The organism is Micromonospora sp. NPDC049004 (genome assembly GCF_040649315.1).
Taxonomy (GTDB): Bacteria; Actinomycetota; Actinomycetes; order Mycobacteriales; family Micromonosporaceae; genus Micromonospora.
On record NZ_JBEZFG010000004.1, the window covers coordinates 92,787 to 107,131 of the forward strand.

At 70.3% G+C, this 14,345-nt stretch carries 14 protein-coding genes; 6 read left to right on the plus strand and 8 right to left on the minus strand.

The window, feature by feature from the left end:
• Positions 1–8: 8 nt before the first annotated feature.
• Complete coding sequence (locus tag AB0B97_RS13760; protein WP_357493585.1) at positions 9–455, minus strand: DoxX family membrane protein; 447 nt, start codon at positions 453–455, stop codon at positions 9–11.
• A gap of 83 nt (positions 456–538) precedes the next feature.
• Between AB0B97_RS13760 and AB0B97_RS13765 the strand changes: the two genes are divergently transcribed.
• Positions 539–1,096 carry a TetR/AcrR family transcriptional regulator gene (locus tag AB0B97_RS13765; RefSeq protein ID WP_357493587.1) on the plus strand — a complete coding sequence of 186 codons (558 nt, stop codon included), beginning with the start codon at positions 539–541 and terminating at the stop codon, positions 1,094–1,096.
• Between the two features lie 20 nt (positions 1,097–1,116).
• Here the strand turns inward: AB0B97_RS13765 and AB0B97_RS13770 are convergent, their stop codons facing one another.
• Entirely contained in the window at positions 1,117–1,605 is a 489-nt protein-coding gene (locus tag AB0B97_RS13770; RefSeq protein WP_357493588.1) for a MarR family transcriptional regulator, read from the minus strand.
• A 58-nt stretch (positions 1,606–1,663) separates the two neighbouring features.
• Between AB0B97_RS13770 and AB0B97_RS13775 the strand changes: the two genes are divergently transcribed.
• Positions 1,664–3,295, plus strand: a complete 1,632-nt coding sequence (locus AB0B97_RS13775) for an MFS transporter (protein ID WP_357493590.1) — start codon at positions 1,664–1,666, stop codon at positions 3,293–3,295.
• Here AB0B97_RS13775 and AB0B97_RS13780 read toward each other — a convergent pair.
• Both AB0B97_RS13780 and AB0B97_RS13785 read right to left on the minus strand, forming a co-directional pair.
• Positions 3,261–4,700 (minus strand): GuaB1 family IMP dehydrogenase-related protein, encoded by a 1,440-nt coding sequence (locus AB0B97_RS13780; RefSeq protein ID WP_357493591.1) that lies wholly within the window; start codon positions 4,698–4,700, stop codon positions 3,261–3,263. The genes AB0B97_RS13775 and AB0B97_RS13780 overlap by 35 nt on opposite strands.
• A 130-nt stretch (positions 4,701–4,830) precedes the next feature.
• Positions 4,831–5,352 (minus strand): helix-turn-helix domain-containing protein, encoded by a 522-nt coding sequence (locus AB0B97_RS13785; RefSeq protein WP_357493593.1) that lies wholly within the window; start codon positions 5,350–5,352, stop codon positions 4,831–4,833.
• Positions 5,353–5,445: 93 nt separating this feature from the next.
• On the opposite strand from AB0B97_RS13785, the gene AB0B97_RS13790 reads away from it, so the two are divergent.
• On the plus strand, positions 5,446–6,051 hold the full coding sequence (locus tag AB0B97_RS13790) for a dihydrofolate reductase family protein (protein ID WP_357493595.1): 606 nt from the start codon (positions 5,446–5,448) through the stop codon (positions 6,049–6,051).
• Positions 6,052–6,116: 65 nt separating this feature from the next.
• On the opposite strand, the gene AB0B97_RS13795 is transcribed toward AB0B97_RS13790, so the two are convergent.
• Entirely contained in the window at positions 6,117–7,868 is a 1,752-nt protein-coding gene (locus AB0B97_RS13795; protein WP_357493597.1) for a biotin carboxylase N-terminal domain-containing protein, read from the minus strand.
• Between the two features lie 138 nt (positions 7,869–8,006).
• On the opposite strand from AB0B97_RS13795, the gene AB0B97_RS13800 reads away from it, so the two are divergent.
• The 3 genes from AB0B97_RS13800 to AB0B97_RS13810 all read left to right on the plus strand — a co-directional run bounded on the left by AB0B97_RS13800 (position 8,007) and on the right by AB0B97_RS13810 (position 10,476).
• Positions 8,007–8,621, plus strand: coding sequence for a PadR family transcriptional regulator (locus tag AB0B97_RS13800; RefSeq protein WP_357494265.1), 615 nt, complete (start codon positions 8,007–8,009; stop codon positions 8,619–8,621).
• Positions 8,622–8,742: 121 nt separating this feature from the next.
• Complete coding sequence (locus AB0B97_RS13805; RefSeq protein WP_234587392.1) at positions 8,743–9,702, plus strand: ATP-binding cassette domain-containing protein; 960 nt, start codon at positions 8,743–8,745, stop codon at positions 9,700–9,702.
• A gap of 18 nt (positions 9,703–9,720) precedes the next feature.
• Positions 9,721–10,476 (plus strand): ABC transporter permease, encoded by a 756-nt coding sequence (locus AB0B97_RS13810; protein WP_007455563.1) that lies wholly within the window; start codon positions 9,721–9,723, stop codon positions 10,474–10,476.
• Between the two features lie 125 nt (positions 10,477–10,601).
• Here AB0B97_RS13810 and AB0B97_RS13815 read toward each other — a convergent pair whose 3' ends face one another.
• The 3 genes from AB0B97_RS13815 to AB0B97_RS13825 form a co-directional block, all read right to left on the minus strand.
• The gene (locus tag AB0B97_RS13815) at positions 10,602–11,255 is read right to left on the minus strand and encodes an O-methyltransferase (RefSeq protein ID WP_234587394.1); all 654 of its coding nucleotides are present in this window, start codon (positions 11,253–11,255) and stop codon (positions 10,602–10,604) included.
• The gene (locus AB0B97_RS13820) at positions 11,252–12,004 is read right to left on the minus strand and encodes a Maf family protein (protein WP_357493600.1); all 753 of its coding nucleotides are present in this window, start codon (positions 12,002–12,004) and stop codon (positions 11,252–11,254) included. Before AB0B97_RS13820 ends, AB0B97_RS13815 begins: the two co-directional genes overlap by 4 nt.
• A 324-nt stretch (positions 12,005–12,328) precedes the next feature.
• On the minus strand, positions 12,329–13,393 hold the full coding sequence (locus AB0B97_RS13825; protein ID WP_357494267.1) for a S8 family serine peptidase: 1,065 nt from the start codon (positions 13,391–13,393) through the stop codon (positions 12,329–12,331).
• Positions 13,394–14,345 lie beyond the last annotated feature (952 nt).

The following is a 14,345-nucleotide window of genomic DNA, read 5'->3' on the forward strand; positions in this document are numbered from 1 at the left end:
CCTGATAGTCAGGGGCCAAACGAAATAGCCGCAGCCGTGGCGACGAACACGAGTTGCAGCACGGTGCGTTGCCCGAGCGGGGTGACCGGGCGCCCGGCGAGGGTCATTTTCCGGCGTGCGGCCGAGACGTTGGCCGGGAACATCGCGAGCATGAGCAGGCCGAGCCCGGCCGCGGCCAGCCGGGCCGTCGCCGGGATCAGCAGCCCGGCGGCGCCGACCAGCTCCAGTACGCCGGTGACGGTGACCAGCAGGTCCGGCCGGGGCAGGCCGGGCGGGACCATCGCGATCAGGCCGGCCCGGCGCTGGCCGACGAAGTGGGCGAGGCCGGTCACGAGGAACAGCAGCGCCAGCCCGACCCGCAGCGCGGGATGCCAGCCGTCGAGTGCGTCGACGCCGGCCAGGCCGGCCAGTCGGGCCAGGGCGGTGCCGACCACAAGGGCGATCAGGGGTGCCATCGAAATCCTCCTCGGCATCATCTTGTCGATGACAAGATTGCGTACGGGGTGGCATCTTGTCAATGGCAAGATAAGATCCGGGAATGACCGGGACGCGCGGCTACCATCACGGCGACCTTCGTCGCGCCCTGCTCGCCGCCGCCGTCGAGGCGATCGACGAGGCGAGCCCGACGGCCCTGAGCCTGCGCGACCTCGCCCGGCGGGCCGGTGTCTCGCACGCCGCGCCGGCACACCACTTCGGCGACAAGGCCGGCCTGCTCACCGCACTGGCCGCCGAGGGTTTCGACCTGCTGGCCGAGGCGCTGGAGGCCGCCGACGACCTGTTGGCGGCCGGCGTCGCGTACGTCGACTTCGCCGTCCGGCACCGCGCGCACTTCGAGGTGATGTTCCGGCCCGAGCTGTACCGGACCGACGACGCGGAACTGATCGCCGCCCGGGGCCGCTCCGGCGCCGCGCTCCGCTCGGGAGTGGCGCGACTGTCCTCAGACGACGCGTCCGCCGACACCGACCGGGACGCGCTCGCCGCCTGGTCCATCGCGCACGGCTTCGCCACGCTCTGGCTGGCCGGTGCCCTGCCGGACCGGGTCGGCACCGATCCCCACGACGCGGCCCGTACGGTGCTGCGTCGCCTGTTCGACTGACCGTCGAAAGCCCTTTCGGGTCAGCTCTGCGGGCTGCCCGCCGGCCGGTCGGCAGGGGCGGTGGCGACGTACTCCCGCATGACCTCGGTGACGGCCCGCAGGAATGCGGTCGTCGCCGCCGCCTCGTCCGGGGTCAACCGGCTCACCACCTGGTCCACGCCGATGAGCATCGGTCGCAGTGCCGCCAGGACCTCGTCGTACGCCTGCTCGGTCACTTCCAGCGCGAGGCGCCGCCGGTCGTGCGGGTGCGGGGCGCGGCGTACGTGGCCGGCCTGCACCAGGCGGTCCACCAGAGTGGTGGCCGATGCGGAACGGATGCCGAGCCGGTGGCCCAGCTCGACCGGGCCGAGCGGCTCGGAGCTGGAGATCAGGTGGTCGATCGCCGCCGCGTCGGTGGTGCCGATCCCCAGCCGACGGGCCAGAGCGCCCCGGGTGTCGCCGGCCACGCGCAACAGCTCCCGCAGCGCACGGGCCGTCTCGCTGGTCGGGGTTGACGGGGGCCGCGCCATGGGTAAAAGCTAGCAGCCCGGGTAGCTAGAAAATCTAGCTACCAGAAGGAGAGAGTCAATGGCCGAGAACGGGCGCGGACGCTGGTGGGGGCTGTTCGCGATCAGCCTGGGCGTCGCGATGATCATCGTGGATGCCACGATCGTGAACGTCGCCGTCCCGCAGATCATCCGGGACCTCGACATCACCTCGACGGACGCGCAGTGGGTCCAGGAGGCGTACACCCTGGTCTTCGCGGCGCTGTTGCTCGTCGCCGGTCGCTTCGCCGACCGGTCCGGACGCCGCCGGATGTTCGTGACCGGGGTGGTCGTCTTCGTGGCAGCCAGCGTCCTGGCCGCCCTGGCCGGCTCCGGCGAGACCCTGATCGCCTCCCGGGTGCTCCAGGGCGTCGGCGGCGCGATGATGCTGCCCACCTCGCTCTCGCTGCTGAACGCCAACTTCACCGGACGGGACCGGGGTATCGCCTTCGCCGTCTGGGGCTCCACCATCGGCGGTGCGGCGGCCCTCGGCCCGCTGCTGGGCGGCTGGCTGACCACCGAGTACTCGTGGCGCTGGGCCTTCGGCATCAACGTCCCCGTCGGCGTGGCAGTCGTCGCGGTGACCCTCGCGCTGGTCGCCGAGTCCCGCGACGACCGCGCCGAGCGGGGCATCGACATCATCGGCGCGCTGCTCTCCGTGCTCGGCATGACAGGCGTCGTCTTCGCCCTCATCGAGGGTCGCACCTACGGCTGGTGGCAGCGGGAGAAGCCGTTCAGCCTCTTCGGGCTGGACTGGAACGTCACCCTCTCGCCCGTACCGGTGGCCGGTCTGCTCGGCCTCGCGGCGCTCGCCGTCTTCCTCGGTCACCAGCTCCGCCGCAACCGCGTCGGCCGGCCCGCCCTGCTCGACCTGTCGCTGTTCGGGATCGGGTCGTTCCGCAACGGCGTGCTCGCCGCCGCCATCGTCAGCCTCGGCGAATTCGGGCTGCTCTTCGCGCTGCCGCTGTGGTACCAGAACGTGCTCGGCTACAGCGCGTTCGACACCGGTCTGGCGTTGCTGCCACTCGCCGTGGGCAGCTTCCTCGCCAGCGGCATCGGCGCCCCGCTGACCCAACGCCTCGGCGCCGCCCGGGTCGTCCAGCTCGGCGTCGCCGCCGAACTGGTCGGGGTCGCCGGGTTGGGCTTCGTCGTCGCACCCGACACCCGCTGGTGGGCTCCGCTGGGCTTCCTCTTCGTCTACGGCATCGGCGTCGGAATGGCCACCGCCCAACTGACCGGGGTGTCGCTCTCCGAGGTGCCGGTGCAGCGCAGCGGGCAGGGCTCCGGCGTGCAGAGCACCGCCCGGCAGGTCGGCTCGGCGCTCGGCATCGCCGTACTGGGCACCGTCCTGTTCGCCAGCCTCGGCGGCATCCTCGGCGACCGGTTGGCCGACCAGCCGGGCCTCGACGCCGGGCAGCGGGACGAGGTGGTCACGGCCGTCAAGGAGAGCGCCGGAGCGGCTATCGGGGGCCTGGCGGAAGACCCGCGTACCGCCCCGATCGCCCGGGAGGCCCGCATCGCCTTCTCCGACGCGACCCGGTACGCGGCCTTCGCCGCCGCCGGCTTCCTCCTGATCGGCCTGGTGGCCTGCGCCCGGCTGCCCCGCACCCGCCCCGAGCCGTCCGCCCCGAGCGGCGCTGCTACCAGCTCGTCGGCAGCGGCATCCCCTCGGTGAAGCCGGCGGCGCTCTGCACGCCGACGATCGCGCGCTCGTGGAACTGCGTCAGGTCCCGTGCTCCGGCGTAGGTGAAGGCGCTACGGACCCCGGCGATGATCTCGTCGATCAGGTCCTCGACGCCGGGCCGGGTCGGGTCCAGATACATCCGCGCCGAGGAGATGCCCTCCTCGAACACCGCCTTGCGGGCCCGGTCGTACGGGCTGTCGTCGGCGGTACGCGCGCTGACCGCCCGCGCCGAGGCCATCCCGAAGCTCTCCTTGTACCGCCGACCGTCCGGCTCGGTGTAGAGGTCACCGGGAGACTCGTAGGTGCCGGCGAACCAGGAGCCGATCATCACGTTCGACGCGCCGGCGGCGAGCGCGAGCGCCACGTCGCGCGGGTGCCGCACGCCGCCGTCGGCCCAGACGTGCCGGCCCAGCTCGCGGGCCGCCGTCGAGCAGTCGAGCACGGCGGAGAACTGCGGTCGGCCCACGCCGGTCATCATGCGGGTGGTGCACATCGCGCCCGGCCCGACACCTACCTTGATGATGTCCGCGCCGGCCTCGACCAGGTCGCGTACCCCCTCGGCGGTGACGACGTTGCCGGCCGCCACCGGAACGCCCGGGTCCAGCTTGCGGACCGCCCGCAACGCCGAGATCATCCGCTCCTGGTGGCCGTGCGCGGTGTCCACGACAAGCGTGTCCACGCCTGCCTCCAGCAGCGCGGCGGCCTTGCCGGTGACGTCGCCGTTGATCCCGACTGCCGCGGCGATGCGCAGCCGCCCCCGGTCGTCCACGGCCGGCGTGTAGAGGGTGGCCCGCAGCGCGCCCTGCCGGGTCAGCACGCCGACCAGCCGACCGTCGGCGTCCACCACCGGGGCGAGCCGGCGCCGGCCGGCGGAGAGCAGGTCGAAGCCGGTACGCGGGTCCGCGTCCGCCGGGACGGTGTGCAGCTCGGTGGACATGACGTGCCGCAGCTGGGCGAACCGGTCCACGCCCGTGGTGTCCGCCTCGGTGACCACGCCCACCGGCCGACCGGCCTCGTCGACAACGATCACCGCGCCGTGCGACCGCTTCGGCAGGAGGTGGATGGCGTCCCCGACGGTCTCGGTGGGGCCCAGGGTGATGGGTGTGTCGTAGACCAGGTGTCGCTGCTTGACCCAGGCGACGACGTTCGCGACGACCTCGATCGGGATGTCCTGCGGGATCACGGCGATCGCGCCCCGCCGAGCCACCGTCTCGGCCATCCGCCGCCCGGCGACCGCCGTCATGTTCGAGACCACCAGCGGGATGGTGGTGCCGGTGCCGTCACCGGTGGACAGGTCGACGTCCAGCCGGGAGCCGAGGTCGGAGCGGGCCGGCGCCATGAAGACGTCGGTATAGGTCAGGTCGTGCGCGGGAACCGCGCCGTGAAGGAAGCGCACCTGAACATCATTCCTGCTCGCGCCCACTCCTGCCGCCGCTGGTGGCTCAAACCACCCCCACCCCCCGGTCCTGTGCGGCGGGTCACCGGCCGGCACGTGCGCCGGAGCCGCCGTTGGGTGGTGGGGTCCGTCACGAGGTGGGCGGTTCCGGCGGATCGGATCGGTCGCGGGTGGCTGTCTCGTAGGCCGAGCGAAGCTCGTCGACCGCTCGCCGGGCGTGCGGATCGGGCCGGGGGACACCGAGGTGCACCTCGCGTAGGTCGTCCATCAGGCGGGTGATCAGTTCAGGGCCGCCGTCGCGGAGCAGTTCGGCGCGCACCCGCAGGCGACGTTCGCCACCACGGTGGGCCAGCCCCCACGAGCCGAACGCTGCCATGATCGGCAGTGTCTGAATGCCCGCCTCGGTGAGCGAGTAGGCCGCCCGTTGCCCCCGTCGGGCGTCCTCGCGGGTGAGCAGGCCCGCGTCGACGATGCGCCGCAGGCGGCTGCTGAGAATGTTCGGCGCGATGCCCTCCTCGCTGCCGGCGAGCAGCTCGCGGAAGTGCCGCCGGTTGCCGAACATGATGTCCCGAAGCACGAGCATCACCCACGGATCGCCCAGAACCTCCACCGCCTGATTGATCGGGCAACCCGAGCGTGGCACCGAATCCATCACGCCCTCCCCGGCAAGTGATTGCACTCTGCTATCACTTCATCCTAGGGTAGGTCGAAGCAGTTGCATATCGCTATCACTGAGGGAGGGCCCATGTCGGGGCGGTTCGTGTACTGGATGAACGTGTCCGCCGATCTGTTGATCGAGCGGGCGCCCGGCGAGCAGGGCGGTGGAGAGTGGCTGCGCATCGGGGAGCCACTGCACCAGGAGTTCAACACGCGGGCGCGGGCGCTGTCGCTCCTGGTCCAGGGGCGCACGATCTACGAGACGATGGAGGGCTTCTGGCCGGCGGCGCGCGACGACGAGTCGTTGCCCGGCTACCTACGCGAGTACGGCGAGATCTGGACGTCGAAGCCCAAGGTGCTGGTCTCCCGCACGCGTACCAGCGCCGACCACAACACCGAGATCATCGGTGGCGACGATGCCGTCGGCGAGCTCGCGGAGCTGCGGCGACGGACCGACGGTGACATCGGCGTCGGCGGCGCCACACTGGCCACGGCGCTGCTGCGGGCCGGGCTCCTCGACGAGCTGCTGCTCTTCACGCACCCGGTCATCCTCGGCGCCGGCCGCCCGCTGTTCGACAGCCTCGACGAGCCGCTCCAGCTGGACCTGATCGAGCAGGCGCGCTTCGACGAGGGCGTCACCCTCCACCGGTACGCCGTCCGGAACGCGCGCACGCCGCTGCCGCCGACCGCGTAACCGACCCACACCGCCGGGGTCGGCCGCGGCTGCTCCACCCGCAGCAGAGATCTCGCGCTCGCCCCTCAGGCGATGGTGCAGATGGCGGCGCCGGCGGTGATGACGGCGCCGACCTCGGCGGTGAGCCCGCTGACCGTACCCGCCTTGTGGGCGTGCAACGGCTGCTCCATCTTCATCGCCTCGAGCACCACCACCAGGTCGCCCTCGGCCACCGTGTCCCCCTCGGCCACCGCGATCTTGACGATGGTGCCCTGCATGGGGGAGGTGAGCGCGTCGCCCCCGACCGGGGCGCCCGCCTTGGCTCCGCCCCCGCGCCGGGCCGGCTTGCGGGAGGAGGGTGCCGCGGTGGTCGTACTCCCGCCGAAGCCGGCGGGGAGGCTGACCTCGATGCGCTTGCCGGCGACCTCGACCACGACGGTGTCGCGTTCTTCCGGCGCCTCGACGGCGCCGGCGGCGGCGACGAACGGCGGCACGGTGTTGTGGAACTCGGTCTCGATCCACCGGGTGTGCACGGTGAACGGTTCGGCGGTGAACGCCTCGTCCCGCACGACCAGGCGGTGGAACGGCAGCGCGGTGGCCATCCCGTCGACGACCATCTCGTCCAGCGCGCGGCGGGCGCGTTCCAACGCCTCGGTCCGCGTCTCACCGGTGATGATCACCTTGGCCAGCAGCGAGTCGAAATTGCCGCCGATCACGTCGCCGGCCGAGATGCCGGTGTCCACCCGGACGCCCGGGCCGGTGGGCAGGCGCAGCGTGGTGACGGTGCCCGGCGCGGGCAGGAAGTTACGGCCCGGGTCCTCGCCGTTGATCCGGAACTCGATGGCGTGCCCGCGCGGCGTCGGGTCCTCGGTGATCCGCAGCTTCTCGCCGTCGGCGATCCGGAACTGCTCGCGGACCAGGTCGATGCCGGCGGTCTCCTCGGTGACCGGGTGCTCGACCTGGAGCCGGGTGTTGACCTCCAGGAAGGAGATCGTGCCGTCCTTGCCGACCAGGTATTCCACAGTGCCGGCGCCGTGGTAGCCGGCCTCCCGGCAGATCGCCTTGGCGCTGTCGTGGATCTGGGCGCGCTGGGCGTCGGTGAGGAACGGCGCGGGGGCCTCCTCGACGAGCTTCTGGTGCCGGCGCTGCAACGAGCAGTCCCGGGTGCCCACCACGATCACGTTGCCGTGCTGGTCGGCGAGGACCTGCGCCTCGACGTGCCGGGGCTGGTCCAGGTAGCGCTCGACGAAGCACTCGCCCCGGCCGAACGCCGCGACCGCCTCGCGGGTGGCCGACTCGAAGAGCTGGGGGATCTCCTCCATGGTCCGGGCGACCTTGAGGCCGCGCCCACCACCGCCGAAGGCGGCCTTGATGGCGACCGGCAGCCCGTGGTCGACGGCGAACGCCATCACCTCGTCGGGGCTGCCCACCGGGTCCGGGGTGCCGGGGACCAGCGGAGCGCCGGCGCGCTGGGCGATGTGCCGGGCGGTCACCTTGTCGCCCAGGTCGCGGATCGCCTGCGGGGTGGGGCCGATCCAGGTCAGCCCGGCGTCGATGACCGCCTGGGCGAAGTCGGCGTTCTCGGACAGGAACCCATAACCCGGGTGTACGGCGTCGGCGCCGGCCCGGGCGGCGACGTCGAGCAGCTTGTCGATGCGCAGGTACGTCTCGGTCGCGCTGTCCCCGCCGAGCGCGTACGCCTCGTCCGCGAGGGTGGAGTGCAGGGCGTCGCGGTCGGAGTCCGCGTACACGGCGACGCTGCCCAGGCCGGCGTCACGGCAGGCGCGGATGACCCGGACGGCGATCTCGCCGCGGTTGGCGATGAGTACCTTGCGCACCTCGTGGCTCCTCCCGGCAGGTTACTGACCGGGAGTGTATCGGCCACCCGTGCCGACCCTAACGATCGCTCAGTGTGGGGTGCGGCACTGAAGTTAGTCAAACTTGGCTATTACGCTTGTGTGGTGTCTGCGACTCGAATGATGATTCTCGGTCTGGTGCGGTGGATGCAGCCCGTGCACGGCTACGACGTGCGCCGTGAGCTGCTGAGCTGGAGCGCCGACAAGTGGGCGAACGTGCAGCCCGGCTCGATCTACCACGCGCTGCGCAAGCTCACCGAGGAAGGGCTGCTCCGTGCCGTCGCCACCGAGCAGGTCGGCGCCCGTCCGGCCCGGACCACCTACGAGGTGACTCCCAAGGGCGAGGACGAGTTCGAGACGCTGCTGCGCAACTCCTGGTGGAACCTCACGGAGCCGTCCGACCCCTTCGCGGTGGCCTTCTCCTTCCTGCCCGCCATGCCGCGCGCCGAGGCCGCCGCGGCCCTGCGCAACCGGGCCAATCTGCTGCGCGCCGGCGTCGAGTCGATGCGCGCCTCCCTGGAGTCGGACTGGGTGCGTAACCGCAAGCCGGCGCACGTGGGTTGGATGTTCGAGCTGTGGGCGGCGCGGGCGGAGGCGGAGATGGGGTGGTGCGACCGGATCGCGGAACGGATCGACTCGGGAGTGTCGTACCTGCCTGCTGAGCTGGAGAACGCCGAGGGTTGGTCGGGGTGGAAGGACCGCCAGGAGTCGCGGCCTCCGACTGCCACGGAATAATCAACGTTGACTAGAAGAGTTATATCGCGTTAGCCTGCTGGCGGCACAGCGGGGGAGTGCGCCGTCCGGCGTCGTCCCACTCGACGGCCGGCGCGACCGGCCCGACCGACCAGGAGCACAAATGATCGAGACCAGGGGGCTGCGGAAGTCGTTCCGCTCCCGCGCGGGTCGAGAGACGAAGACGGTGGACGCCGTGCGGGGCGTCAACCTTCAGGTCGCCGAGGGCGAGATCTTCGGCTTCCTCGGCCCCAACGGCGCCGGCAAGACCACCACGCTGCGGATGCTCGCCACGCTCATCGAGCCCGACGGCGGCGAGGCCACCATCGCCGGAGCCGACCTGCGCAAGGATCCGGCCGAGGTTCGCCGCCGGATCGGGTACGTCCCGCAGGGCGGCAGCACGTGGGACGAGTCCACAGCCCGTGAGGAGCTGGTCCTGCACGCCCGGATGTACGGCATCGGCAAGGCCGACGCGCAGCAGCGCGCCGCCCGCGCGCTGGCCGCCTTCCAGCTCACCGAGTACGCCGACCGCAAGTGCAAGACCTACTCCGGAGGCCAGCGCCGGCGGGTCGAGATCGCGCTCGGCATCATCCACGAGCCGAAGATCGTCTTCCTGGACGAGCCGACCACCGGCCTCGACCCGCAGAGCCGCGCCCACATGTGGGACGAGATCCGGCGCCTGCGCAACGACGGCATGACGGTCTTCATCACCACGCACTACCTGGACGAGGCCGACGCGCTCTGCGACCGCATCGCGATCATGGACAACGGCGAGGTCGTCGCCGAGGGCACCCCGGCCGAGCTCAAGCGGGAGATCTCCGGCGACGTCGTGCTCGTCGGCCTCGACCTGGCCGCCACCCCGCAGGCCGCCCAGGCGCTCGACGGCGAGGCGTACGTCAACAAGCTGGAGACCGCCGACGAGGGCGGCCTGCGCCTCTACGTCGACGAGGGCGCCACCGCCATTCCCCAGGTGCTGCGCCGACTCGACCACGCCGGGCTGGAGCTGCGCTCGATCGAGCTGCACCGGCCCAGCCTGGACGACGTCTTCCTGACCAAGACCGGCCGCTCGCTGCGCGAGTCCTGACCACCGGAGAGACGACTCATGAAATTCGCCCGCGACACGTGGCTGATCTTCCAGCGGCAGATCCAGCTCCTGCTGCGCAACCCGGTCTGGGTCTTCGTCGGCGTGTTCCAGCCGGTGATGTACCTGCTGCTCTTCGCCCCGCTACTCAAGCCGGCCCTGAACGCGCCCACCCAGGCCGCCGCCTACAAGATCTTCGTGCCGGGTCTGCTGGTGCTGCTGGCCATCTTCGGCGGCCTGTTCCAGGGCTTCGGCCTGATCGCCGAGCTGCGCGCCGGCGTCATCGAACGGTCCCGGGTCACCCCGATCAGCCGGCTCGCCCTGCTGCTCGGCCGCTCGCTGCGCGACGTGGTCTCGCTCATCGTGCAGGCGGTCATCATCACCCTGCTGGCGCTCCTGTTCGACCTGCGGGTGTTCATCGGTGACCTGCTGCTGGCGTACCTCATGCTCGCCCTGATCGCGCTCATGACCTCGGCCGTCTCGTACGGCGTCGCACTCAAGGTCAAGAGCGAGGACGCGCTGGCCCCACTGATGAACACCGTGGCGCAGCCGGTGCTGCTGCTCTCCGGCATCCTGCTGCCGCTGACCTTCGCACCGGGCTGGCTGCAGGGCATCGCCGACTGGAACCCGTTCTCCTGGGCGGTCGACGGCACCCGCGCGCTCTTCGCCGGCGACCTGGGCAGCGACAAGGTCTGGCAGGGCCTCACCATCACGGCGGTCCTCGCCGCGCTGGGAGTCTTCTGGGCCGCCCGCCAGTTCGCCCGCAGCGTCCGCTGACGCTCGCCCCTGGGCCGGCCTGACCCCGGGCCCGGCTTGATCGACTCGGGTTCCTGAAAGTTGGGGTGTCCTACCGCCGAGGATGCCGCGATTTCCAGGAACCCGAGTGGATCAGAGCGCGGCGGTCAGCGGACCCGGGCGAGGGTGAGGCCGTCCGCGATCGGCAGCATCACCGGGTCGACCCGTACGTCGGCGAGCACCTCGTCGTTGAACGCGGCGATCGCCCGGTCGTTGGCGTCCCGCGGGGCGAGCACCCGCCCGCCGCGCAGCACGTTGTCCACGGCGATCACCCCGCCCGGCCGCATCCGGGGCACCAGCTCGGCCCAGTAGACCGGGTACCCGGTCTTGTCCGCGTCGATGAACGCGAAGTCCAGGTGACGCTCGTGCGGCAACTCCCGCAGCGTCTCGCCGGCCGGGCCGATCCGCAGGTCGATGCGGTCCTGCACGCCGGCGCGGGCCCAGTACCGCCGGGCGATGCCGGTGAACTCCTCGGAGATGTCGAAGCAGGTCAGCTGCCCGCCCTCGGGCAACCCCCTTGCGATGGCCAGCGCCGACAGGCCGGTGAACGTGCCAACCTCGACGGCCTGCCGTACGTCCAGCAGCCGGGTCAGGAACGTCAGGAACGCGGCCTGCTCCGGTGCCACCTGCATGGAGGCGTGCTCGGGCAGCAGCGACCGGGTCTCCTCGGCGAGATCCTGGATGATCTCGTCCGGTGGGGCGCCGTGCGCGACCAGGTACGCGTGCAACTCGTCGGTGAGCGGGATCGACTTCGTGGTCATGACCGGACGTTACCGATCGGCTCGACCGATTGGCCGCCCGGCGCGACAGTTGTCCACAGGTCCGTGATCTGCAGCCCCAGTTCGGCGAGGAGCCGACGCAGCAGCGGCATCGACAATCCGACCACGGTCCCCGGGTCGCCCTCGATCCGTTCCACGAACGGCCCGCCCAACCCGTCGATCGTGAACGCGCCCGCCACCGCCAGCGGCTCGCCGGTGGCGACGTACGCGGCGATCTCGTCGTCGCTGATGTCCGCAAAATGGACTGTCGTCGAGGCAACCGCCTCCGCGCGCCGCCCACTGACGCCGTCGATCAGGCAGTGCCCACTGTGCAGGACACCGCTGCGCCCCCTCATCCGCAGCCAACGCTGGGTGGCGTCGGCCGGATCCGCCGGCTTGCCGAGAATCTCCGAGTCGAACTCGAGCACCGAGTCGCAGCCGATGATCAGGGTCCGCTGGCTGGTGCCTGGGCTCGTGCCTGCGTTCGTGCTGGTGCCTGCGTTCGGGCTCGTGCCTGGGTTGGTGCGGGTTGGCTCGGCTGCCGTTGCGGCCGGGCTCAGTCGGGCCAGGACTGCCTCCGCCTTGAGCCGAGCCAACTCCAGACACAGTTCCTCGGCCCGATCGGTCACCACCAGGGACTCGTCCACCCCGCTGACCAGCACCTCCGGCTCGATGCCAGCGGCCTGGAGAGACTTACGACGGGCAGGGCTGGCCGAGGCGAGCACGAGGCGGAGCGGCAGAGAATCAGACACCAGCCCGACGTTACCGGCTCACCACCCACCACCGGTCCACCCGCCCCCGCGTGGCCCCCAACGCCGTGCTCCTCACGCCACGGCCCCGCGCTTCATGCCCACGCGGCCTGGCGCTTCATGTCCACGCGGCCTGGCGCTCTTGATCCACTCCACATCGCGGATATCGGCCTATCAACCAGCCACGAAAGCCCCACATCGCCGATATAAAGTCGATCAACCCTTCGGCCCCTCCATGATCGACTCGACTTCATGGATATCGGGGTATCCCGCCGCCCGGACACCCCGATATCAAGGACCCCGAGTCGATCAACGCGCTCCGGCCGATCAGCGACTGATTCTGGGCGGCGGATCATCACCACGCCGCCGACGATGCGCCACCAGCGCCCATCCGACACCGGCGGCCACGATCACGGCGAGAGTGGCGAGACCGCGAGCTGTCGCGCCATCATCGTCCCCGCCAGGCCGAGCGTCGGCCGTCGTGGTCGGTCCAGCGCCGGCCGGAGCGCTCACCGACTCAAACCCCAGCGGGGGTACGTCTGCCGTCAGCGCTGCCACAAGATCGATCACGCCGTACCCGTACTCGTCGTCCCGGCCCGGCGGACCCTTGTCGATGGCTGTGGCCGTAAGCCGATGGGCCACCTCCTGCGCCGGCAGGTAGGGGTACTTCGACCTGATCAACGCCGCCGCCCCAGCCACAATCGCCGTCGCGCTCGAAGTGCCCGTGCCCTTCGAGTACTTTCCGCCGTAGCTGGTGCTGTAGATATCGACCGCCGGTGCGACCACGTCGATCTCCGGGCCGGTCACCGAAACGGCGGCATGCTGTCCGTTGCGATCAACGCCACCAACAGCAATTACGCCTTCCTCGGTGGCGGGGTAGCGCACGCCCGTATCGGCGGGCTGATTTCCTGCAGCAGCCACGACTACGATATTGGCGTCTTGAGCGGCTCTTAGGGCTTGCTGAAGTCGCACACTAGCGCCAGCGACTGCCGAAATGCTTATTACATCCGCGCCGCTCTTGATGGCGAACTCGATGCCAATGGCTAAAGCGTCCGGCTCGCCGTTGCCGCCGGGCGGGGTGTCGAAAATGGGCAGGACTTTCGCCTTCGGTGCGATTCCAAGGGCTCCTTGGTCATTTCGCCCGTGGGAAGCTATTAAACCGGCCATCGACGTCCCGTGGCTGTCCCGGTCTTGGCGCCCATGGCCCTCACCTCCTGGGATTGCATCCGTGCCTTCCAGGAGGTTTTCTCGCAAATCGGGGTGAGGGTCAACCCCAGTGTCTGGCACCGCTACGACGATCCCCGATCCCTGGCTCACCGAATGCGCCTCGGAGACGTGCAGAAAGGGCAGATGCCATTGATCGCTTCGGATTAGGTCTGCATCGGGTGACATGTGCACAGGCGCGGCTGGCAGCAATGTTACGGCCAAAGCGAGCCCAAGTGCGACCGATCGGAGCGACTCGATCACTTGTTAAGACCAATAGCCGGTCCGGGATCGATTGGCCCTTCTCCCTCCGGTGGAAGGACTACCGGTGCTACACCTTGTTCTGTTTCCCATGGGTGGTCAGGATCCCACGAGGGTAAATCATTTCCTTCTGGTCGAGCGTGCGATCTGTTGTTCCCGCTAATTCCGGGTGCCCCACCGATTGGAAGATTTTGGCTCCCAACGAAACTACGGCCTCCGCTTGGTCGAGTGCCTGCACCGCCAGTGGGAGAGGTGCCGGCACCGCCGCCGCCAATGACCCCGCCGACTGGATTGACCCTTCGAGGTGGCGTGGGTTTGTTGGCGGATGAACCGGTGCCTGAGCCTGGCATCCCTCCGATTAGACCGCCAGCCGATGGAGCGGAGCGGCTAGGAGGCGTGGGGCGGGAGCTGGCTGCTTCGGTGCCTTCGCTGACCGGCCTTCCGGGTGGGCCGGACGGTCCCTTGCGCAGGTCTGGCGATCGCCCTAGGACTCCCGATATTGAGGGTGGTGTGGGTATTGGTCCAAGGCCGATAGTGGTGGGCGATCCCCCCGCTCCCGGCAACGGAACGGCGGACGGTGTGATGCTGGGTGGTGGGAAGTTCCCAGCGGTGGCGCCGCCTAATATTGGGCCGATTGTCGGCCCTGGTGAGGGCGAGGGCGCAGAAGGCGGCCGCGGAGGCACGCTCGGCAAATTGGCGGCGGGAGAGGGCAGAGGTACCGGCATGATCGGCGGTATAACGGGTGTTGTCTGCCCGCCGTAGACATCAGGGTTGTCTGGTTGCCTTGAGATTCTCGGCGCCACAGGGGGTTTTTGGAGGGTGGCTTGGGCTTGTTGGAGTTCGCCGCTGAGGTTGAACATCATGGCCCGTGCCTGCACGT